Here is a 24,617-nt window from a genome sequence, read left to right as displayed (position 1 = left end):
TGCGAAAAAACGCCTAATCAAATGCCATCTCAGGAATGTCACCCGAGACAATAAGTTTGCCTTGTGTCTTTGCAATAATCTCATCAACCGAAACACCTGGGGCACGCTCTAATAAATGAAATGCACCGTCTTTAATTTCTAATAACGCTAAATCGGTGATCACTTTATTAATACAACCAACACCAGTGAGCGGTAAACTACACTCTGTTAGTAGCTTTGATTCACCGTGTTTATTGGCGTGCGTCATGGTGCAAATAATGTTTTTCGCTCCTGCCACTAAATCCATTGCGCCTCCCATGCCTTTAACTAACTTTTTCGGGATCATCCAACTGGCAATGTTACCGTTTTGGTCAACTTCAAAGGCACCCAGTACCGTTAAATCGACATGTCCACCGCGGATCATGGCAAAGCTTTCTGCAGAGTTAAAAATAGCCGCCCCCGTTGCTGCGGTGACCGTTTCTTTACCGGCGTTGATCATATCGGCATCGACTTGATCTGCACTTGGGTAGGGCCCCATGCCGAGTAAGCCATTTTCTGATTGCAGCATCACTTCGATGCCATCAGGGACATAATTCGCGACTAAGGTTGGAATTCCAATGCCTAAATTAACGTAGTAACCGTCTTGTAATTCCATCGCCACGCGTTTAGCGATTTGTTCTCGTGATAATGCCATCTGCGTGCTCCTTATTGACTCTCTTGCTTAGTGGTAACTTTCTCGATGCGTTTTTCAAATTCACCTTTAATCACGCGGTCAATATAGATACCCGGTGTGTGAATTTGACTTGGCTCAAGCTCCCCTGGCTCAACGATTTCTTCAACTTCAAGAACCGTAATTTTGCCCGCGGTTGCCGCCATCGGGTTAAAATTCATTGCCGTATGTCGATAAATACAATTGCCGTAACGGTCTGCTTTCCACGCTTTTACTATCGCAAAGTCACCCGTAATACTTGGCTCTAATAAATAATCGCGACCATTAATATTGCGGGTTTCTTTACCCTCAGCGACCGGTGTACCCACACCCGTCGCGGTATAAAATGCAGGAATACCCGCACCACCAGCACGCATTTTTTCAGCTAAGGTGCCTTGCGGTGTGAGCTCAACCTCAAGCTCACCGTTTAATAATTGCTGCTCAAATAACGCGTTTTCGCCGACATACGACGCCACCATTTTGCGGATCTGCTTGTCTTCGAGCAACACACCTAAGCCAAAACCATCTACGCCGCAGTTATTCGACACGACGGTTAAATCACGCGTGCCTTGACGTTTAATTTCAGCAATTAGACCTTCGGGAATGCCACATAAGCCAAAGCCGCCAGCGATGACAGTCATGCCATCTTCAAGGCCTGCCATTGCATCACTATACGTTGTTACTACTTTATCAAAACCAGCCATGGGCTCCTCCTATTGTGCTGTCCAACCGCCATCAATGGCGATTGCTTGCGCAGTAATATTTCTTGCTGCATCCGCCATTAAAAAGCTCACGGTATGCAGTATTTCATCTAAGCCGATAAATGCCTTTTTCGGCATAGGTGCAAGCATAATGGTGTCGATCACTTGCTGCTCAGAAATGCCATGTTCTTTCGCTTGAGACGCTATTTGCTGCTCCACCAGCGGGGTTTTCACATACGCCGGACACACCGTATTAATCGTGATGTTGGCATCACCCGTTTCGAGTGCCATGGTTTTTGCAAAGCCAATTAAGCCATGTTTTGCTGCGATATAAGCCGACTTATACTTAGAGGCGACCATGGCATGAATTGAGCCAATGTTAATGATGCGACCAAAATCTTGCTTACGCATACGCGGCAATACCGCTTTGGTCATCATTGCCGGACCAACAAGCATTACCTGTTGTAAAAACTGCCATTTATCTGCCGGAAAGTCTTCAAGCTTGGCAACATGCTGAATACCCGCATTATTAATAAGAACATCAATCGGCTGATTTAGCTCAGTAAAAAATTGCTCTATCGCAGTGCTATCTGCCACATTCAGTGCATAGCCTTCAGCGCTGCCGCCTTGCTCTACAATTCCTGCTGCTGCTTGCTGCGCCGCATGTTGATTTAAATCAGTGACAATAATGGTATGCCCTTGCATCGCAAGTTGCTGGGCAATATACAGGCCAATACCACTGGCAGCACCGGTAATTAAAACTGTTTTGCTCATCGGGTTACTCCTCTAAAAACTCACTGATAAGCTGCGCCTTAGGCGCAATTGAGAACAGGCCATCAAGGTGCCCCCAACCGCCTTCGATTTCAGAAAGCGTGACATCTTTACCTTGCGCTTTCATGGTTTCATACACAGCGCGCATGTTTTCAGGGCGTAGCAATAAGTCGTTACTTGCAGGAAGCAGTAAGGTTTTTGCAGATACGTTTTTAAGTGCACTGGTTAAATCACTTTGCATACCCGCCGTAAATAATTGTGATGCCCGGACCAAATACAATACATGGTTCGCATCTTGAGTTTGCGCACGCGCCATTGCACGCTGTGCAAGCACTTGGTTTAATTTAGGCAAAGTGCGAATGTCTTTTAACGCCCCGTCATCTAGAACGTTAAAATCTGGGAAACTGGCATTGTAAATAATCGGGTGCATTGCATCTTGAGTGATATTGAGCATGGTTGCAGCAAGCCCCTCTAACGGGCGCTCTTTGCCATAGTAATTACCTTGTTGCCAATTTTTATCAAGGCGAATTGGTAAAGCCCATTTTTCAAGTGCTGCGACAGTCCATGCGTCCATCGTTGCCGCACCAATGACATGAATTAAACGCTCTACTTTATCAGGGTAACGTGTTGCCCATTCAAGCGCTTGAAACGAGCCCATAGATGCGCCCATTATTGCATGTAATTTATTAATGCCTAGGCTGTCTAATAAACGCTTTTGCACATTAACAAAGTCAGTGATCGTCACAACAGGAAAATCCAAACCATAGGGTTTACCCGTTTTTGGGTTAATCGATGCAGGACCTGTGGTGATCACATTAGAATCGTGCCAATTCGCATTCACTAAGGTGTCTGAACTGATCACAAAATATTTATTAGTATCAATCGCCTTACCTGGGCCGATGATCGCATCCCAATACCCTGGTAATGCATCATCTGCTTTATATTTACCCGCAGCATGTGAGGTACCCGAAAAATAATGGGTAATTAAAATCACATTATCTTTGTTGGCATTTAATTTACCGTAACTTTCCCAACCAATATCGACTTTAGGTAAAGTCACGCCAGAGACAGTGGTAAAGTCCTTTGTCGTAAAATGCTGTTTTTCTACCAGCATTGTCTGAGGTGGTGTGTTATCAGCAGCAAACGCTGTGCAACTAAATACAACCAACCATAGCAACATTATTAATTTAGTTTTCATTGCTGTTCCTTAAAATAAAATAAAGAGTCCAAGTGCCAATGCCACACCTATGAGCGGAATAACCGCTGTTAGCGCTGCCATTGACCAATAAGCGCGTTGATGCGTTTCTTTACAGATAGCGCGTATTGTCGTTACCACATAGCCATTATGCGGCAAGGTGTCGAGTGCGCCCGAGCTAATTGCCACCACACGGTGTAGTTGCTCTGGGTTCACACCCATATCTAAATACCCAGGTGCGACAAGGGGTAATGCAATGGCTTGCCCGCCAGAAGCCGAACCAGTTAAACCCGCAATGACACTCACGGCAACCGCAGCCCCTACAAGTTCATTGCCAGGCATATGCGTCATTACATCCACAGCAGCAGTAAACGCAGGTGACACCTTAGCCACCGCACCAAAACCAACAACTGCTGCGGTATTACCAATAGCGACCAATGCCCCGGTTGTGCCCACATTAATGGCATTCCCCATATCGTGAAAATGCTTAAAGTTAATAATCACAATACTTAACACCCCTCCCAGCAACGCAACGATCAGTGCTGTTTGCTGTAACACATCGTGTAAAGTAAATGATAAAAGCAGTACCACAATCAAAGGGATCACCCCCGTAATTGGGTGCGGGCGACGACGTTCAATTATTACCGGGTCGTCATCACGCGCTTCAAAAGTTTCGCCATTAGCCACCGCTTTTTTGATCATTTTGTTTAACCAAAAATAGCCTGCTATAGCCATGAAAATAGCCACCACTAAACTCACTTCCCATGCAGCATAAGGCGAGGTACCTAAGTGCTTCACGGGGATCCAGTTTTGGATTTCAGGTGAACCAGCCGAGGTCATGGTAAAGGTCACTGAGCCAAATGCGAGGGTCGCTGGAATAAAACGGCGCGGTAAATTGGCATCTTTAAACAAACTAAGTGCCATTGGGTAGACTGAAAACGCTACGATAAACACGCTAACGCCACCATACGTTAATACAGCACACGCAATCACCACAGCAAGCACCGCGTGCTTCATGCCTAGTTTACCCACAATATAACTTGCCACACTGTCTGCCGCACCCGTGTCTTCCATAAACTTGCCGAATAAAGATCCCAGCAAGAACATAAAGAACCACGCACTTAAGAAACCAGCAAAGCCGTCCATGTAGGCATTAATAAAGTTTGAGTCAGCCGACACAGGAAAAATAGCCATGCCACTACTGAGTGCGACAAGTAGCGCACAGATTGGCGCGGCAATAAATAAATTTACCCCACGCAACGTTAAAATGATCAGCAGTATTAAACCGCCTAACAGTCCTATCATGCTCAGCATAGACATTCCTATAATTATTGTTATTAAACAGATGAGGTGACATCGGAATAATGCATTCAGTCTTACCTTAAGCGCCAAAAAAAGACATAACACTAAGGTACTATCTGCTTTAAAAATAGCTTAAAAGCTTGATAAATAAAGGCCTATAGCGGGTATAGCACTATGGTACTAATTCATTTTTCGCAACTATCTTCTACATTAACTGACAGGTGACACGGGCAAATATTATGAGTCTTAGGCAACATCATCGTGAGTGGCCACAAGACAAATGACAACAATAACAAGGAATACAACATGATAAAGCTTAACCCAAAAGTCGCGCCACTTACTCTGGCAGTCTCCCTTGCTTTAGCAGGTGTGAATGCGCAAGCAGCTGATCAAGCAGAACCTGCAGCCAAGAAAGGTGAACTTGAACGCATTCAGGTAACAGCGCGTAAAACCGTTGAAAACCTACAAGAAGTACCTGTTGCAGTGACATCAATTGGTGCTGAAGAGCTGGCTGAAAATGGCATATCAGTGATGACCGAAGTTCAGCAGTTTTCACCTAACACCACACTACAAGCAAGCCGTGGTACTAACTCAACCATTACTGCATTTATTCGTGGCGTAGGTCAGCAAGATCCACTGTGGGGCTATGAGCCTGGTGTCGGTATCTATATTGACGACGTCTATTTAGCGCGTCCACAAGGTGCGGTACTCGACCTACTAGACGTACAACAAATCGAAGTACTTCGTGGTCCACAAGGGACGCTGTATGGTAAAAATACCATTGGTGGCGCAATTAAGTATGTCACCAAAGAAATGAGCGGCGATGCCATGTTAAATGTGCAGGGCACAGTGGGTAGCTACAACCAAAAGGACCTTAAAATCACAGGTCAACTGCCTATTGTTGACGAAAAACTGTATGTGGGCTTTGGGTTTGCTACATTAAACCGTGATGGCTTTGGTGAGTTTTTAACCTCAGCACTTGATAACCAAGACCGCGAAAACTACAACAAAGATGTCACTGCAGCTCGTGTTACATTAGAATACACACCAACAGATGACTTATTCTTCCGCTTAGCGTGGGATAAAACAGAAGATAAATCGAACGCCAAAGGCGGCTACCGTTTACTACCAAGCTTACTCACGGATGCGCCAGTCCCCGACAGCGTATACGACTCATACACCAGCTTACCAACATGGAATAAAGTAGAGCTTGAGGGTTACAGCTTAACTGCACGTTGGGATATGAGCGACCGCACCAGTGTTAAATACATCGGTTCGAGCCGTGAAAGTTATTCACCAACCAATATTGACTTTGATAACACCTCACTGCCTATTTTTGACGTACCGGCTATTTACGATGACGAACAAACGACACACGAAATTCAACTAAACCATCAAGGCGATAACTACAAGTTGGTGTCAGGCCTTTACTATTACGATGGTGAGTCATGTGGTCAATTTGAGGCTATTTTAGGTGTGTTAGGTCAAAGCTTAGGCGCTGCGGGATTAACGCGTGAAGTAAGCGGCTGTAGTAATTCAAATAGTAAAGCAGCCTATATACAAGGCTCGATTGATTTGAGTGAAAAATGGTCAATGACATTAGGTGCGCGCTACACCAAAGACAGCAAAGAGGCCATTGTTAACAACGGCCTTGTATTTGACATTGTTTATCCTGAATCAGACTGGATCCCAGGTTATGTGCGCCCAGAAGGCCAGCTAGTCCCTACCGTACTTGATGATGAAGAAGAGTGGTCACGCTTTACACCTCGTGCAGGTGTTGAGTACCAATACTCAAACGACATTATGTTCTTCGCAAGTTATGCGCAAGGCTTTAAATCAGGCACATTCAACCCGCGTGCAACAACCGCAGAGCCAGCTGCACGACCAGAAATTGTTGATTCTTTCGAAATGGGTATGAAGAGCGAATGGAACAATAATTTACGTGCAAACGTCACCGTATTTACCCTTGATCATAAAGACCGCCAATATATTTCTGTACTACCGGGCGACAGTGCAGCTGATTTAAACCAACGTTTAGGTAACATTGGTGAATCTAAATCAGACGGTATTGAGCTTGAACTTAATTACGTAGCCACAGAATCACTCAGCTTTGATGCCTCAGTCGGTTATATCGACAGTAGCTTCGACAATGTTATTGATTACAATCCTGAAACAGGTGAAGCATTTGACAAGTCAGACCGCTTTAGCGTTTCAAATACGCCTGACTTAACCTTTAATTTAGGTGCAACATACCGTATGTACACTGAAATGGGTGACTTTGTCGTCAATGGTAATTACTACTACCGTGGTGATTATGCACTGTTCGAAGAAGACAGCCTATTAACGCAAGATGCTTACGGTATCTTCAACATGGGTGTGACATGGTACAGCACTGATGGTCATTGGACGGCGGGTCTTTACGGTAAAAACTTAACCGACGAAGAGTACATGATTGGGGGTTACCAATTCGTAGCACCTGATCCAAGCGACCCTACCGATACTAGCAAATACACCCCAGGTTTAGGGGGTGATAATACGCTAATCGGTTACTACGGCGACCCTCGCACTGTCGCTTTCACCGTAGGTTACCGTTTCTAAATCCTTGTGTGAGAAAGGTTTGCCTGATACTTCCCCTCAGGCAAACCTTGTTTCCAACTGTAAAATCACTTATAACATAACGCATTGGAGAATCGAGGGAATGTCTTTAGCTGTGAACACCATAATCGCCGATGATCATCCGTTATTTAGAAGTGCACTTCGTCAAGCGGCCGCAACATCTGTGCCTGAAGAACACATAAAAGAAACCAGTGATATTGATGGCTTATTTACATTATTAGCCGCTCACCCAGAAATTGAGCTGATTTTTTTAGATCTCACCATTCCTGGTGCAAATGGTCTGCAGGCCCTGTCGCAATTGCGTAATCACTACCCCGATATTTTAGTCATTATGGTCTCAGCCAATGAAACACCCGCCATTATTAAACAAGCAATGAGCCTAGGTGCAGCTGGCTATATTCCTAAGTCATCGTCTCTTGATGTGATCAGCGAAGCAATTAGTCATGTGCTAAATGGCGATACGTGGTTACCTCCTGAAGTTGATTTAACCGATGTGGTAATCAATGATGAGCAGAGTGAGTTTGCTCGTAACCTTGAAAAACTCACCCCACAACAATACCGCGTGCTGGCGATGATTGCCGATGGTTTACTCAATAAACAAATTGCTTTTGAAATGTCGATTCAAGAAACCACCATTAAACAGCATGTATCAGCCATTTTACGCAAACTCAATGTGTATAACCGTACTCAGGCAGGTATTTTATTTAATCAGCTTTCGCAGGTTGGTAAAATAGAAGACAACTAAAATAGAAGACAACGAGTACTGTACTAAACCCACATTAATAAACCACAGCAATAAACGCGACTCCCGTTTTTATTTAAAATTCCCATTAGTGGGAATTTACCTTCCGCATTAAAAACAAAACACTATATATTTTAATAACTTAAATCTTGGCACACTCCTCGCTTATGTGTTCGTAACAAGCATATACCGATAAAAATGAACGCTAAGGATAATCACGTGTACTCAACAAGCAAAAAGCTTAGACAAAAACTCATACTACAAACTATCACCTTTCTTACCATCACATTCAGTGCTTTTTCTGTGCATGCAGACGAACTCGACCAATGGATCGTTGAGTTAATGCAAAAAAGAAATATCCCTGGGTTGCAGCTAGCTGTCGTGCAAAATAATAAAATAACCAAAACTGCCAGCTATGGCACTGCGAATATTGAAGATAATATTGCCGTTGATTCAACTACTTTATTTGCTATTAACTCAGTCACCAAAGCGTTTGTCGGCGTAGCCCTAATGCAACTGGTTGAGCAAAAGAAACTAAACCTTGATGCGCCTATTTCCACTTACCTACCAGACCTCCCTAAACAGTGGCACCCAATCACAACAAGGCAACTAATGAGCCACACGTCTGGTTTACCTGAGATTTTAAAAGATGGCATTGGTAATTTAATCTCCGATCAAGGCCCTGATCACGCGTGGCAACGAGTACAAACTATGCCATTAGAATTTAATACAGGTACTCGTTTTAAATATAACCAAACAAATTACGTTATTGTCGGTCAGCTTATTAACAAACTCTCAGGCATGCCTTTTCAGGAATTTATTCAAAAAAACCAGTTACAACAGGCCGAAATGAACAGAACAATTGAAGCAGGCTTTAACAACCTCAATAACGTCGTAAAACACTCAGCGAGACGATACGAAAACCAAGGCAATGACCTTTTAAACTCTAGAGAAGCGATTTTTTCTCCTCTATTGCAAACAGCCGCGGGCATGGCTTCTACAGCAACTGAGCTGGCACATTGGCTAATTGCATTACAAACAAATCAATTAATGGGGGCTGATAGTGTGCGCAAAATGTGGACCCCTACTCGTTTATTAAATGGCAATACGCAAGGGTTTAACCAACGTTTAAATGGCTATAGCCTCGGCTGGCCTGTAATGGCGAGAGAAGAACACCCTGCGATAGCTGCTGTAGGTGGCGATAGAGCAGGTGTGTTTGTTTACCCTGAAGATAATATGTCAATCGTCATTTTAACCAACTTAATTGGCGCACTTCCCTCGCAGTTTGTTGATGAAATTGCCGGTTTTTATATCCCTGAAATGAAACGTGAGAATGGCTTTGGTTTAAGCAAAAATCTTAAAAAACTATGGCAAGTACTTGAAGTTCAAGGCTATGAAAATGCAATTGAAGCAGCACACATATTGAGCCAAAAAGAGCACATCCAATTTGATGAAAAAAATATTAACCAGTGGGGCTATTCACTTATCAATCAAGATAAGCTCAATGAAGCATTAGCCATTTTTAAACTCAACACACACCTTTTCCCAAATAGCTACAATACCTTTGATAGCTTGGCAGAAGCTTACTGGTATTTGGGTTACCACAAACACGCAATCGCCAACTATAATCATGTGCTTACGCTACAACCTGATAACGCGCATGCGAAAAAGCAACTGGCTAAGCTTGCAAAATTAAATCAATAAACGCCGTTTTTATACGCTGTCCCACTTTTGATTTATTAATCCCGAAAGTGGGAATTTCCGCATTCACAAGAACATAAAAATCAATATAATTCATAAGCTTAAATATTGGCATGTTCCTCGCTATTGTATTTATTAATTAAAAACACAATGAAACATAGCCAATGGATTTAGATAGCACCTTAAAATCTAGCAATAAGCCAAGTCAGCGTAAAAAGTTGATCATTGGCGTCTTAATTATAAGCACGTTGCTTGTAATGTGGTTGGTCAAATCATGGCTCGCCCCCACGACGCTCTTGGCCAAGCAACTGCAAATCGCCACCGTTAAAAAAGCCGATTTTATAGTGAAGATACGCGGTTTTGGTCGTTTAAAACCCAAATTCCAACGCTATTTAACCAATACCGATACTGCCATGGTCGAGGCTATCCATGTTTACCCTGGCACCTTAGTGACTAAAGACACGGTTATACTCAGCTTAATAAACCCGCAACAAGCACAACGTTTATCGGTTGCACGATTAGAACTCGCCCGCCAAAAAGCCAGTGTCAATGAGCAACAAATTAACCAGCAAAGTGAACTACTTGAACGCCAAGCTAACCTCGCGATTTTAAAAAGTGAATTACAAAGTGCAGAGCTTAGAGCCGATGCCGAAAGCAAATTAGTTGAGCAAGGTATTGTTTCAAGCTTAGATTACAAACGCAGCTTACTCAGTGTCGCACAACTAACCGAACGCGTTAACATCGAAAAGCAACGCCTTATGCAACTAAAAGAAATGCACCTACAGCGCGATAAAATTCAGCAAGAGTTATTAAGCCAATTTGAGCTGAATTATCAGGTAGAACAACACGCATTTGATGAACTGCAAATCAAAGCTGGTATCGATGGCATGCTGCAAGAGCTCAATGTAGAACTTGGACAAAACCTCATGCCGGGCACCCGCCTTGCTGTTGTGGGTTCAAATAAAGCACTCAAAGCTGAGCTCAGTGTACAGCAAGCCGATGCAGAAAAAGTGGCACTTAATATGACAGCTAAAGTAAACACCTTTAGCCAAGCGGGTCAGGGAGAAGTAAGCGCTAAAGTGACCCGAATTGACCCTATCGTGACCGACGGTCGCGTGATCATAGAACTTGATTTAGAAGGGACGCTGCCTGCCAATGCTCGACCCGACTTAAGCATCGAAGGCTATGTAGTGAGTAATATCATCCCCGATGCATTAACCATTAATGTACCGCAAAGAGCAACGGCGCACAGCCATGCCACTCTTTTTAAACTCAATCCAAGTACTCAGTTAGCAGCGCCAATTAATATCGAATTTGGTACACTCAGTGACAACCAAATTCAACTTTTGAGCGGCGCCACTGAGGGCGAACAGCTGATCATTTCAGATCTTTCTAAATGGCAGCATTTGGCAACAATAAAAATCGAACAGGACAGTTTATGAAAACCAATACGCTTATCTCATTAAACAATATCGCCAAAGTCTATCGCGGCCAAAATGTTGAAACCTATGCATTAAAAAACATCAGTCTGAACATTAACCAAGGTGACTATATTTGCATTAGCGGCCCCTCAGGCTGTGGTAAATCAACGCTGCTTTCACTACTGGGCTTGCTTGATAGCCCTACAGGTGGCGACTATTTCATTAAAGATGTCGACACTAAAACCCTCGATATGGATAAACAAGCAGAGTTGAGAAATCTACATATTGGCTTTATTTTTCAGTCGTTTAATTTAATTGATGAACTATCTGTATTCGATAACGTTGCACTACCTCTCACCTATAGAGAGCCCGCAATGAGCCAAAACGACATTGAAGCGGCAGTAAAGCAAGCACTCGATGAAGTAGAAATGGGCCACCGTGCTCAGCATAAACCCAATCAATTATCGGGTGGTCAACAGCAGCGCATTGCTATCGCCCGTGCGCTGGCTGGTAAACCCAGCATTCTATTAGTGGATGAGCCAACGGGTAACTTAGACTCAAAAAATGGTGATGCGGTTATGGACTTGCTCGATGAGCTGAATAAAAAAGGCACCACGATTTGCATGGTTACCCACGACTTACGTTACGCAGGACGTGCCAAAACCCAGCTAAAACTACTCGATGGCGAAATTATTTCCTACTCAGAGGCGCGTCAAGCCTCAGATCACTTAGCAGCCACTGAACACAATGAAGAAAGTGCAGAGGTGATCTAACATGAAACTAACCAAAATACGCACTCAATTGAGTTTAGCGTGGGCATCTCTGATGAATGCCCCCGGCTTTGTAACGGCGGTTATCGCAACATTAGCACTCACCCTCGCCACCTTGTTTGTGGTACTCAGTTTAGTAAACAGCTACTTTTTAAAGCCACTGGATGTCTACGATGAAAATCGCATGGTGGTCGTTGAACAATCCCTTACCTATGATGACTACGACGCCACCGGCTTTCAAAGCTATCAGTCGATGGTGCATTGGCTCAAGCATAATCAAAGCTTCGAGCAAAGTATGATGATCAATGCTGGCGAGGAAATCTTTGCCAACCTCGATGGCCAACCAAAAGAACCGGTACTTTATGTGGGCGGCAATTATTTTGACTTGTTGCACACCCCATTCTTACTAGGGCAAGGTTTTGACCTTGGCGAAACACTAGAAACACCCGACGATCGCGTAGTGATTTCAGCCAACTTTTGGCGCAAGCATTACAGCAGCGATCCGAATATTATTGGTAAGACACTCTCAGTAATGGCCGGTAAAACCGATTATGTTCACCGTATCGTGGGGGTTGTTGATGATTCATTTAGCCCACCTTATATGTTTAAAGCAAGTGATGTTGAAGTGTGGTTTCCATCAAGCGCCGACCGTCGTTTTTTTCACAATGAAGACTGGCAAAGCCCGTGGACAAACACCTTTAAAAACTTAAAGCTAATTGCCGTTTTAAAACCCGGCGTAACAATTGAGCAAGTTAAAGTCGACTTAAAACAACAAATTGACACCATAAAATCAGAATGGCTCAACAATGGCGGCATTACCGATGTAAAACCCGAAGTAACCGCCTATCGCGACGTTGAATTAGGCAAAAATGATGACTTAAGCTTAATGATGCTTGCAGGAGCCGTGGGCTTATTAATCATTGCGGTGCTGAACGTCAGTACTTTATTTTTCTCGCGTGCGCTGGCGCAACATAAAACCCTCGCTTTGCAAGCAGTGCTCGGTGCTAAACGAAAAACCTTGTTTAATAGCATATTCTTACAGTCACTGATTCTAATGACTTTGTCGGTCAGTATTGCACTGTTTTTAGCAGTCTGGGGCATTCGCTTATTTAAAGTATTGGCCGAAGGGCGTTTACCCTTGGTTAATAGCCTTGCTGTTGATAGTACACTGGTGATCGTTGCAGTGCTTTTATGTATTGCACTTGCCACTATTTTCTCACTGATAACAGCGCGTTTAGTGAATTACAAAACCCTAAACACGCAAATGCAAAACAGTGGTAAAGGCGGTGTATCACAAGTATCTGGCCGTACGGTACGCATTTTAATTGGCTCACAAATGTTTGTTGCCGCCCTACTCGTTAGCTTTTCGGTAATGGTTGTAAGCAAAGCCCTCGGTACGATTAACCGCCCTTTAGGCAGTGACACTGAGAACCTCTATTTTGCCAACCTGTTCCAGCCAAATAATCAAATGTCATTGGCTGAGCGCTACGAACACATGCTGCAATACAAGCAAGTTTTACTTAATAGCGAAGGCATTGAAGATGTGGCTCTCGGTCACAGCCCGGTGTCGCCAAGACAAAACGCCAATACCCTGACTGATGTTAATGGTAAAAGCTCAATTTTCTTCCCAAGTCAGTGGGTGGGGCCTGATTACTTTGCTTTAGTTAACACGCAAATTCTCGCGGGGCGCACTTTTACTGAGCAAGCAATACGCGGTGAAACCAACGAGATACTGGTGTCACAAAGCGTGGCAGAAAACTTATTACCCGATCAAGATTATCGCAATATTATTGGTAAATCTTATCAAGGCCTGGAAGAAAAAATGTTTGAAGTGGTCGGCGTAACCGAAGACTTTAATCACCCAAAATACTACGACGAATCGTTTGGCCGTCATATTTGGTGGCCGGCCCAGCCGTATAGCTATATGTTCACAATTAAAGCCTCTGAAGGCGTCAAGCTGACCAATAAACAAATACTTAATACACTAAAAGAAAAGAACAGCGACTTAACCATGTGGCAGTTTAATGACTTACAACACGAGTACGACAATTTACTGTATATGAGCCGACTAACTGTGGTTCTGTGTAGTACCTTAGCGCTATTTACTCTATTATTAGCGGCAATCGGTATTTTTGGGGTACTGAGCTACAACCTTGGTCTGCGCCGTTATGAATTCGGTATACGTATGGCTTTAGGTGCTAAAAAAGCACGTTTATTCAAGCTGATGAGTGTTGAAGCGATTATCCCTGTTTTAATTGGTTTTAGTGTCGCGTTGGCTGCTGTGATTGCTGGTTTTTACTTATTACAAGGGCAGCTAATGTCTTGGCTGGTACTTGATGTAAGGCTGCAATTACTCGCTTGGAGCATTACCTTATGTATTGCCCTATTCGCTTGCTTTAGGCCTTTGGTTTTACTGCTTAAAGCAAAACCTATGGCTGCACTGCGTAACGATTAACAGCACAAAACGGTGGCTTAAGTGCTAACTTAAGCCACATCAACAGGACAAAAAGAAAAACATCATGGACAAAATCTTAGTCATTGACGATCAAGCTGATGTGCGTCTGGCTGCAACCGTTGCATTACAACAACTCGGCTTACAATGCCTTGAAGCGGAAGGCCCTGAACACGCTTTTGACGTGTTGAAATCAGAGCATATTAGCTTAATTTTACTCGACATGAACTACAAACTCGACACCACATCGGGTGAGGAAGGACTGCGTTTTTTAAAGCAACTAAATACGTTAGGTTCAACCATTCCCGTGATCGTAATGACGGCGTGGGCAAGCATTGATGTCGCCGTTAAAGCCATGCAATTAGGCGCGGTCGATTTTGTCGAAAAGCCATGGAATAATTTGCGCTTAACAGCGGTGGTGCAACAGCAGTTAAAACTAAAACAAAGCCACCATGATAATGCCTGCTTAAAAGCACTTACCAATAACACACACGCTAGCTATATAGCCCATTCTGAGGTAATGCAACAACTACTCGCCAAAGCAGAGCGCGCCGCAAAAACCGATGCCAGTATTTTAATTACCGGCGAAAATGGCACAGGCAAAAGTTTACTGGCCAATTATATCCACCAGCATTCTATACGCAGTGACAAACGCTATGTAAGCGTAAATATAGGCGCCATTGCGCCATCACTCTTTGAAAGCGAATTATTTGGCCATAAAAAAGGGGCGTTTACTGACGCCAAAGAAGATCGCTTAGGGCGTTTTGAAATTGCCGAAGGGGGCACTTTATTTCTTGATGAGATAGCCACTTTGAGCCTTGAACTACAAAGCAAAATGCTGCGCGTGCTCGAAAGCAAAGAATTTGAGGTATTAGGTTCAAGCCAGACCAGAACAGCCGATGTTCGGATTATTTCGGCAACCAACTCAGAACTTGCAACGGCGATTGAGCAAGGTGAATTCCGCCGTGATTTACTGTTTAGACTCAACACCATTGAGCTACATATTCCTGCGCTTCGCGACAGAAAAGCGGATATTGCCCCCTTAGCGGAGCATTTATTACTCACTCATGGTAAAAAATACCAACGTTCAAATATGTCGCTAAGTAACTCAGCCATCGAGGCATTAGAACAATACAGTTGGCCGGGTAATATTCGTGAACTGAGCCACTGCATTGAACGTGCTGTGATCATGAGTGACAACATCAATATTCAAGCAAGCGATCTCATTTTAGATCAACCTAGCTGCGAGCAACCAAATAACAGTGCAGATAAAACGCTGCCCTTATTGCCCCTTGAAGAGCTTGAAAAACAGATGATTCAAAAAGCATTGCTGCAATTTAATGGCAATGTGATTGCTGCTGGCGAATTTTTAGGGTTAAGTAAATCAGCTATTTATCGTCGCATTGATAAACACCAACTTGACCTAAAAGAAGTAGACCGTTAAATGGGTGCAAAGCAATCGTTAGAGAAGCGTGTAAAACGTTATTATTCTGTGGTGTTAATTGCCCTATTCACATTGGGCATCGCACTCACATTGAGCCTAAAGCTCGACTGGTTCGCCAGCATTAGTCTACTGCTGCCTTTTATTGGCGTAAGCGCATTCGCATTAATTAAAAGCTACCGCCTGATCACCGATGTCGTAGAGCGTTTTGGTTTACAGCTTGACGCACTCGCCAACGACGAGAGCAATAGCTGGCATTTAGCTTTTTATGAAAGTGGCCGGGTTGCCTCACTCAAAAACGACTTTGCTAAGCTGAGCGATAAAATAGCGAAAAACAAACGCCACTATATGCAAACCGAAGAGTTTGTCTTTGAATTTGCGAGCATGCTAGATTTACCCATTGTGATATTAGACCCACATAGCTTGGTATATTTTAGCAACCGTGCTTTTTTAAACAGTATACAAAATAGCAATATAGAAGGTAAAACTGCCAGTGAGCTGGGGTTAACACTTCAAGATGGGCAATGGCAGCAGCAAAAAAGCGCCCCCTTTACACAGCGCTTTCAGATAGCCTCTCAAACTTTTTGGCGGGCTGGCAGAAGCTTTGAATTACTGACCTTTTTTTCTATCGAGAAACAACTTCGCGAAAACGAGCAGCTTGTCTGGCAGCGCCTCATTCGGGTATTAAATCACGAAGTTCGTAACTCCCTCACCCCGATTTATTCAATGAGCCAATCGCTGCAAACCATGAAGCGTCAGGGACAAATAAGCAATCACGATGATCTTGCCCAAGATATGCTGCAAGTCATCGAAAAGCGCGCCCAGCACTTGTTAGACTTTGTGAGCAGTTACAGCGCCTTTGCAAAACTACCACCTGCAAACAAACAACCGATAAGCAACGAGCAATTAAATACGCGTTTAACAGCTATCTTCCCTGAACTCGTTATAAATAGCAGCGAAAAGCTGCATTTTAGTGCCGATTTAGGGCAACTCGAACAAGCCTTAATCAACCTGATAAAAAATGCCTTTGAAGCAGGTAGCAATTCTGCTCCTAGCCTCACTTGGTCAAGACAAGGTGATAACTTAAATATTGAAATTAGCGACCAAGGTTGTGGCATTCAAAACCCCGACAACCTATTTGTGCCATTTTACTCAACCAAAGCTAACGGCACAGGCATAGGACTGATAATCACCCGCGAACTAATACGCAATCAAGGTGGCGAGCTTACTTTAACGTCGCAGCCAGCGCATGGAACGCAAGCAAAAGTGAGCGTGCCCTGCAGCACTATTTAACAAATGTTGCTTTAACACGCTGAGATAAAAGCATATAGGGGCCCCAAATTAAGGCTTGAATAACTCCCCTTATCAGCATAGTTTTCATTTCACTATCAAAAATGGTGACACTCGGCACAAGTAAGCTCACAACAAAAGCATCAAGCACTATAAATGCGAGGCCGCCGAGTAAAATAGCTAAATACCAGCTAACAAATGCTTTTTTATGCTTAAAGAACAACACAATCAAATAAAGTGATGCAAAAAATAATGTAACATTAAAGAGTATCTCAATAATTAAAAGAGGCTCCCACAACGGGTGATACATATCACCAAATTGTGAGGTTAATCTTTGCCACATATCAGTAGTAAAGATAGGTTTAAATGTGTTGATACTTTCATAAAAAACCCGAAGTGGGCTGATAACCACTCCAATAGCAACCAGAATCAGCCAACCTTTTATACCGACTAAATCCTTATCTCCTTGAACATCGGCTGTTTGAGTCGCGCTTTGTTGTTTAACCTCTTCCATGACATCTCCTTTTTATTATTTTTTCACTATACGCCGATTTTTGAAGAATCCTATTTCCACCTCACACTATTTAAACATCATCCACTCTTCATTTTCACCAAATGCCTTTATAACTAAAAAAGAGACAAAAAAGGCTAATTTTGGTTGGCTAATACTGTTTATTTCAGTAATTTGTCATATAAAACTAAACGTAATTAGAAAATAATAATGAAATGGACGCACCTATACCTCACGTTATCATCGCTTTTTTTACTTTTTATAAGCTGCTTGGTAGTTGCTGATGATTACCAGGTTACGCCAGCGGATAGCTGGGTCAAACAGCATGAACTACTAACACCGAATATCCCCAATGAGCATATTAAAGATGGGACCTTCTATCTTATGCTCGATACACAGTTTAAGGTGACTGAACAAGCACCACAGCAACGTTTTACTCGAACGGTTATGCAAGCTGCCAATCAATCTGGAGTAGATTATATTAGTCAACTCAATATTGATTTTGACCCTAGTTATCAATCACTTTCGCTCAATAGTTTAGGGATTATCCGTAATGGTGAATATATAGACAAACTGGGTAGTGCTCAGCGACAGGTTTTACAACGTGAGACCGACCTAGCAAGTCGAATATACAATGGCACATTAAGCCTAAATATCATTATTGATGATATGCGTGTCATGGATATATTAGATTACAGCTATACGATTTCGGGCAGCAATCCGGTTTATCAACACTTTAGTACAGCGAGAACTCTTAATTGGTCTGTGCCCGTTGTGCAGCAATTTATGCGGGTTCTATGGCAAAAGCCAACCCCTTTACACATCAACTTTGTCAATGGCGAATCAACTCTTATCAGTACTCCCCTAAATATAGGATTTGACTACCAAATAAACCAACACAATGAACCTACAATGATCTCAGCAAGTGAAGTACCTTATTGGTACTCACCGTATAAACAAGTTTATTTCTCTGAAGTTAATAACTGGCAAGAGGTCATTGATTGGTCACTGCCACTTTACCAATCAGCCATTGAAATTAGCCCTGCTATTGAAACTATTACTCGTCAAATCAAGTTGCAGCATACTGATTTAGAGTCACAAATAGTTGCAGCACTGCGTTTCAGTCAAGACGAAGTTCGTTACTTGGGGCTCGAAATGGGCACCAACTCGCATCGGCCAACTCCGGCATCAGAAACCCTTGCACTGCGCTATGGTGATTGTAAAGACAAAACAGTACTGCTTATTTCATTGTTAAAAGCACTGGGCGTTGACGCCTATCCAGCATTGGTAAATACAGAAGAAACACAGCGTTTAGCGAGTTTACCTGTCGCCCCAAACTTATTTGATCACGTCATTGTCACCCTAGAGCACCAAGGGAAGCGCTATTGGCTTGATCCTACCACGTCATATCAACGCGGCGACTTAGCGCATTTAGCACAACCAAACTATGGCGTGGCTTTAATCGTTAAAGAAGGTGAAACAGGCTTTACAGACATGCTTACTAAGCCTCTGGTCAAGCGTGTTCAAGTCTTTGATAGCTACTCAATCCCCGAAAAGGTAGATGATGCCACCCACTTTACAACTCGCTATGAATACGGCGATTTTGAAGCGATAAGCCGCCGTAGTTCAATAGCAAAAAATAGCCTTAAAAGCACAGAAGATGATTACAGAGAATATTATCAAGACTCTTTCAAAGGTTTAAAAACAGCTAAACCCATGACCGTAGATACCCTTGATGACACAGGTCAACTAATTACAAATGAATACTACACAATTGATAATTTCTGGAAACCTGACAATAAAGGCTATCGCAACGATTTTTATGCCAGCGAAATTCAAAACAGCGTTTATAAACCAGAACAGCTAGAGCGTAATGCCCCCATGTGGTTTCGGTATCCAAATGATATTGAAACAACAATTCAAATCGCATTCTCAGAGCCTAATTGGGAATTTGAGGAAGAACAACTCAGTATCGACAATCCCTTTTTCCATCTGGAAAAACGCGTTACCTTCAAAGACTCTATACTTACCCTTTACTTTGATTACAGTGCGAAGCAAGACCATATTCCTGCAGACCAAATAGAGCAATACCTCAACGCGAGGAAAAAACTAATTAACGAAACGCAATATGGCATTATCAAATATGGTACTAACACTGCGACTACCATGCAGGTAGATGAAGAAACCAATTGGTATAGCGTTTTTATTTTAAGCTACTTAGCGGCAATCATCTTTTTCATCGCGGCTTGGCGTTTTGAAGTTCGAAAACGTCCAGAATTTGAAGGTACGCAGTTCTACCCTGTCAGTAACAGTAAGTTTGTTATTTACAGCTTATTGAGCTTAGGAATATTCATTAACTACTGGAGCTATCGCAACTGGAAAGCGATAAAAGAGCAACAACAAAGCCATATAATGCCGATTGCCCGAGGTATATTTGCACCACTGTTTTTTATTCCGTTGTTACTTGAGCTTTGCAAGCACAGCGAACAAACCTTTGGCAAAAATAAGATCATGCCCGTTGCGGTTGGGTTCGTGTTATGGCTGGCGATTATCATTTCTGAAGTCGTAAGCTATAACTGGGAATATGGTACCTGGCTGTTTTTAGTTACGCCTATTTTATGGTTGCCTCTAGTTAATTACATTCAAAACCTCAAGCAACCTGAACAAGCTCTTGAGTACCATTCTCAATGGCGAGCGAGGCAGGTTATCATTTCGATATTCATGCTGCCTTGGCTATTTTATGGCTTAATTTATGAGCTATATTTGTTGCCAAATTCAACCATAGTAACCGGCGATAAGCTATGGTCGTATCAAGTTAACTTCTTAAAACGAAAAGAGATCATCCCAGCAAATGAGAATGTGCAATACTTTTATAGTGATGCCTTTGTTGATTTTAAAACTGATGGAAACGGCATAACTGAAAACACCATTTTTAGTTACTGGGAAAATGAGCACGGTGTGCTTGAGAAAGATCAGCGCCGCTTTAGTGACATTAAAAAGCTCAACGTTGATTATGCTAAAAGCGCCCTACTAACCACCACGCTAACGGTCATTGACCACAATGGTGATGAAATGCTGTTATTTTTGAGCCATGAAGATGACTTAGATAAGAAGTTTGTCGCTGAGGTAGAGCGCTTAATTAAAGCCAATACCCCAGCAACTGAGCAAAACGCAGATTAAGTCAGTCGCTTAATCATACGCTTTAATGCGGGCGCTTTCAGTGGCTTATAAAGCAACGGATAGCCCGCATCGAGCACCAGCTCGCGTATACCCTCGTCATGGTTTGCGGTATTTACAATTGCAGGCAGTGTTGTTAAGCCTGCTTGCTCTATGACCTCAAGACCCGTAACACCATCATCAAGTTGATAATCAATGATCAGCAACTGCGGCAAGGGCTGCTCAGCTTTTAATTGTTCCAGCTCAGCTAAGTTAGTTGCCGTAGAGATTTCGCATCCCCAGTTTTCAAGTAACTGCTTTAACGCCTCTAATACATTGCTATCGTTATCCAGCAGCCAAATCCTTAATTGCCCAAGCTCTGTTTCTTGCGATATTTCAGCATGTTGTGCCTGCTTTGGTGCAGTGCTAACTTTGCATGGTAAGGTTAAAGTAAACTGTGTACCTTTGCCCAGCTCAGAGCCCATTACGAGCGGTATTTTTAATAAGTCGCAAATACGTTTTGTAATGGCAAGACCTAACCCAAGTCCTTCAGCACTCGGTTTAACACCCAACTGCTTAAACTCTTGGAATATGGTGTGTTGATCACCGGCAGCAATACCAATCCCTGTATCTTCAACAATAAACGATACATGGTCATCATCGTGATGCATTTTCAGGCGAACTTCGCCGTGCTCGGTATAACGAATTGCATTGCTGAGTAAATTGCGAAGCACACGACGCAATAATGCTTTATCTGTATGCAAACGGACATCACATGTTTCTAAAATGAACTTTAACCCTTTGTCACTTGCTAACGCTTCGTAATCATTGCGCAATGGTTCAACCAAACTACTGATGGCAAATTCACTCATTTGCACTTTAAATGATCCCGAATCAAGTTTAGTTAACTCTAAAATACTCGATAACAATTCTTCAGCACTGCCGAGCGAATTCTTAATATTCATTGCCAGTTCTTTAAGTTCTGTGTCTTGGGCTTTTTCATTCATTAAGGAACAAAATAAGCTCGCAGCATTAAATGGCTGTAATAAATCATGGCTGGCAGCTGCAAAAAAGCGCGTTTTACTGACGGTTGCTTGCTCGGCGACTTGTTTTGCCATTGATAGCTCTTGGTTCGCTTGAGTGAGTGCTAAGGTCCGTGCCGCCACTTTTTCTTCAAGGCTCACATTGGCCTCTGTGAGTGCTTTTTGTTGTTTTACAAATTCAGTAATATCTGTGTAAGTCGTTACAAAGCCACCACCTGGCAGCGGATTACCTTGCATTTCAAACACGCGGCCATCATTGTGTGAGCGCTGATATTTATACGCACTGCCTTGGCGCAAATACGCCAAGCGTTTTTCAACTTCACTGGTCATACTTTCACCGCTAAACAAGCCGCGCTCAGCATTAAAGCGAATAATATCGGCAACCGGACGACCGATATACAAGGCATCATCTGGGTAAGCAAACATGTTTTTGTAGCCTTGATTCCAAGCAACTAAACGCAGTTCACTGTCGACTACACTGATACCTTGTTGAATATTTTCTATGGTTGATTGCAACAAGTCACGATTAAATTTCAATACTTGGCTTGCTTCATCAACAAATTCAGCAACTTGCTCAAGAGGTTGGCGCTGCTCATTTTTGGCAACATCCAAAATAAGCCGTGCTGAAGCGCCCCCGATGACCGCCGACATTTCACGCTCTACGAGTAACTCAAGTTCAACATTTGCGGGCCGCTTCCATTTACTTTTATCTTCAGGAAAATAGTGATTTACCAGCGATTGCCCCGCTTCTTTTTCAGCAAAGCGCTGCAATAAAGCCCCTAAATCGTGATAACTTAAAGGCTGCAAATGGTTACTTACACGAGATTCATTTCCTTGAGCAACAAACTTATTACTTTGTAAACGCTCAGCCAGTGTTGCACGACTAAACAGAGGCACCAAAAAGTACACCAAACAATTCGCACCCAACGATAACAATAAAGCCTGACTGATACTTTCAAGACCCAGCGAAAATAAATCAGTCGGTGCAAGCCAGCTAATGTGCCAAGGGCCATCAACCAACCATTGGCTATCGTTACCTAATCCGCCCGCTAAATTGGGCAGTAATAACGTGTAACCCCAAATAATAAAGCCACTCAAAATACCCAGTTGTGCACCCCGGCAAGACGCTTGTCGCCACCATAAACCAATGATCATGGCCGGTGAAAATTGGGCGACCAACGTAAACGACATCAAACCAACATTAGCTAAGGTAGTGCTTTCGCCTAAAACCCGATGCGTGAAGTAACTTAATAATAAAATCAGTACGATAACGATTTTACGCGCATGCAAAAGGTTATTTTTATCCAAGCCTCGGCTACTCGACGTGAGTTGTGAGCGGCGTAAAATGAATTGGTTAATAAAGTCATTGGTGATCATCACCGAGAGTACAATTGCCGACACAATCACCATACTCGTCGCCGCTGAAAAGCCGCCTAAAAAGGCCAACAATGCAACAAAGGCATCGTCTGCGGCCATGGGTAATGCCAATACAAAGGTATCGTAGCCTACGTCTTGTCCTTGAAAATAAATAAGCCCGGCATACGCAATCGGCAAAATAAACAAGTTGATAAGTAATAAGTAAATAGGAAACAGCCAACGTGCTGAAGCCAGTTCTTTATCGTTATTTTTTTCAATAAAGCTCATATGAAACTGACGTGGTAAGCACAAGGTAGCCAAAATACCCAAGAGAGTATGTGCAACATACACATAGGTCGGACTCTTTGAAGCCGCAACTTGTTGGTCAATATTTAATTGTTGTGCCGTTTCAAAAAGAGCGATGGGACTGTCGAATAAAACGAAGCATACGTATAAACCAACCGCTAAAAATGCCAGAAGTTTCACCACCGACTCAAAGGCAATACTGGCGATTAAACCGGGGTTATGTTCACTGGGTTTTAAGCGTCTTGCACCAAATAAAATTGCAAATAACGCCAACAAGAGCGTGATATAAAAAGTACTGTCGGCCCATACCTCACTGCTTTGTGTCACTGCTCGGTCGGTTAGTAAATTAATACTTTGTGCGGTCGCACTGAGTTGCAACGAAATATACGGTACAATAGCAATCACAGAAATTAGCGATATTAAGCCCGACAAGCTTGATGATTGACCATAACGAGTCGCGATAAAGTCAGCCATGGAAGTGATTTTTTGCTGTCTACAAATATGGGCAATTCGGCAGTAAATCTGCCAGCCAAAAATAAACAGCAGAATCGTGCCAGCGTACGTTGGTGCTAACCACCAGCCGTTATAAGCTGCTTGCGCCGTAGTGCCAAAAAAAGCCCACGACGTACAATACACGCCCAACGACAAACCATAAGTTAAGCCTTTAAAAGGCAACACCTTTCTTTTATCAGCCCAGCCTGCAACAGCAAATAAAATTGCTAAATAAACAATCGCAAGTAGGCTTATTGACCAAATTGAAAACATCGCATGTGATTTTTTTAATTATTATGGCACCAGCATAGTTTTTATTGGCGCTAATTTACAGCCTAACTTTAGTGCTAATGCGTGTAATAGCTATACTTTGAAGAAAATAAAAATTAAATGAGAATTATTTGCAATAGAGTGTTGACAGATATCTAAATCTAATTGATAATCAATATCAACAAGACGAAAAAAGCATTACGGATTGTAATAGCTGTTCGCTTAATTACGTATTTTGGCGAATTGTTATCGGAATAAACTGATTTGTTTCTCGACCCTGAAACACGTGTGGCCCACGATAAAGCTAAGATCGCTTGTTGCTAACCGCAGCGCCCCTTGATGTTGGCAACAGGCGATCGCCCTACTTATTTTACTTGCTACATTGCTCATATC

At 42.8% G+C, this 24,617-nt stretch carries 16 protein-coding genes; 9 read left to right on the top strand and 7 right to left on the bottom strand.

Annotated features, from left to right (window positions below):
- Positions 1-13: 13 nt before the first annotated feature.
- Genes ACSSVW_RS14440 through ACSSVW_RS14420 form a run of 5 tightly spaced genes read right to left on the bottom strand, consistent with a single transcriptional unit; the run spans position 14 to position 4,669 of the window.
- Positions 14-673, bottom strand: a complete 660-nt coding sequence (locus tag ACSSVW_RS14440) for a 3-oxoacid CoA-transferase subunit B (protein ID WP_454179555.1) — start codon at positions 671-673, stop codon at positions 14-16.
- Positions 674-684: 11 nt separating this feature from the next.
- Positions 685-1,392: a CoA transferase subunit A gene (locus ACSSVW_RS14435; RefSeq protein WP_075594213.1), complete on the bottom strand. Its 708-nt coding sequence runs from the start codon at positions 1,390-1,392 to the stop codon at positions 685-687.
- A 9-nt stretch (positions 1,393-1,401) separates the two neighbouring features.
- Entirely contained in the window at positions 1,402-2,163 is a 762-nt protein-coding gene (locus ACSSVW_RS14430; RefSeq protein ID WP_036973558.1) for a 3-hydroxybutyrate dehydrogenase, read from the bottom strand.
- A gap of 4 nt (positions 2,164-2,167) precedes the next feature.
- On the bottom strand, positions 2,168-3,358 hold the full coding sequence (locus tag ACSSVW_RS14425; RefSeq protein WP_454179554.1) for an E22 family MetX-like putative esterase: 1,191 nt from the start codon (positions 3,356-3,358) through the stop codon (positions 2,168-2,170).
- Positions 3,359-3,367: 9 nt separating this feature from the next.
- The gene (locus ACSSVW_RS14420; RefSeq protein ID WP_036973562.1) at positions 3,368-4,669 is read right to left on the bottom strand and encodes a GntP family permease; all 1,302 of its coding nucleotides are present in this window, start codon (positions 4,667-4,669) and stop codon (positions 3,368-3,370) included.
- 294 nt (positions 4,670-4,963) lie between these two features.
- On the opposite strand from ACSSVW_RS14420, the gene ACSSVW_RS14415 reads away from it, so the two are divergent.
- The 8 genes from ACSSVW_RS14415 (at position 4,964) to ACSSVW_RS14380 (ending at position 17,093) form a co-directional block, all read left to right on the top strand.
- Entirely contained in the window at positions 4,964-7,255 is a 2,292-nt protein-coding gene (locus tag ACSSVW_RS14415; RefSeq protein WP_036973565.1) for a TonB-dependent receptor, read from the top strand.
- Between the two features lie 100 nt (positions 7,256-7,355).
- Positions 7,356-8,018: a response regulator transcription factor gene (locus ACSSVW_RS14410; protein WP_036973567.1), complete on the top strand. Its 663-nt coding sequence runs from the start codon at positions 7,356-7,358 to the stop codon at positions 8,016-8,018.
- 216 nt (positions 8,019-8,234) lie between these two features.
- The gene (locus tag ACSSVW_RS14405) at positions 8,235-9,719 is read left to right on the top strand and encodes a serine hydrolase (protein ID WP_454179553.1); all 1,485 of its coding nucleotides are present in this window, start codon (positions 8,235-8,237) and stop codon (positions 9,717-9,719) included.
- Between the two features lie 161 nt (positions 9,720-9,880).
- Positions 9,881-11,158, top strand: coding sequence for an HlyD family secretion protein (locus ACSSVW_RS14400; protein ID WP_454179552.1), 1,278 nt, complete (start codon positions 9,881-9,883; stop codon positions 11,156-11,158).
- Positions 11,155-11,910 carry an ABC transporter ATP-binding protein gene (locus ACSSVW_RS14395; protein WP_036973573.1) on the top strand — a complete coding sequence of 252 codons (756 nt, stop codon included), beginning with the start codon at positions 11,155-11,157 and terminating at the stop codon, positions 11,908-11,910. Before ACSSVW_RS14400 ends, ACSSVW_RS14395 begins: the two co-directional genes overlap by 4 nt.
- A 1-nt stretch (position 11,911) precedes the next feature.
- Complete coding sequence (locus tag ACSSVW_RS14390) at positions 11,912-14,362, top strand: ABC transporter permease (protein WP_065979465.1); 2,451 nt, start codon at positions 11,912-11,914, stop codon at positions 14,360-14,362.
- A 64-nt stretch (positions 14,363-14,426) separates the two neighbouring features.
- Positions 14,427-15,803, top strand: a complete 1,377-nt coding sequence (locus ACSSVW_RS14385) for a sigma-54-dependent transcriptional regulator (protein ID WP_199524488.1) — start codon at positions 14,427-14,429, stop codon at positions 15,801-15,803.
- Entirely contained in the window at positions 15,804-17,093 is a 1,290-nt protein-coding gene (locus tag ACSSVW_RS14380; protein WP_199524489.1) for a sensor histidine kinase, read from the top strand.
- Here ACSSVW_RS14380 and ACSSVW_RS14375 read toward each other — a convergent pair.
- Complete coding sequence (locus ACSSVW_RS14375; RefSeq protein ID WP_075594217.1) at positions 17,086-17,604, bottom strand: DUF2569 domain-containing protein; 519 nt, start codon at positions 17,602-17,604, stop codon at positions 17,086-17,088. The genes ACSSVW_RS14380 and ACSSVW_RS14375 overlap by 8 nt on opposite strands.
- Positions 17,605-17,811: 207 nt before the next feature.
- Between ACSSVW_RS14375 and ACSSVW_RS14370 the strand changes: the two genes are divergently transcribed.
- Positions 17,812-20,781, top strand: a complete 2,970-nt coding sequence (locus ACSSVW_RS14370; protein WP_454179551.1) for a DUF3857 domain-containing transglutaminase family protein — start codon at positions 17,812-17,814, stop codon at positions 20,779-20,781.
- Here the strand turns inward: ACSSVW_RS14370 and ACSSVW_RS14365 are convergent.
- On the bottom strand, positions 20,778-24,227 hold the full coding sequence (locus ACSSVW_RS14365; RefSeq protein ID WP_075594219.1) for a PAS domain-containing hybrid sensor histidine kinase/response regulator: 3,450 nt from the start codon (positions 24,225-24,227) through the stop codon (positions 20,778-20,780). The two genes, ACSSVW_RS14370 and ACSSVW_RS14365, sit on opposite strands and share 4 nt — an antisense overlap.
- Positions 24,228-24,617: the final 390 nt, after the last annotated feature.

The organism is Pseudoalteromonas sp. MBR-15 (assembly GCF_053628915.1).
Note: the sequence above shows the minus strand (reverse complement) of the source record. Positions and strands in the feature narration are given on the sequence as shown.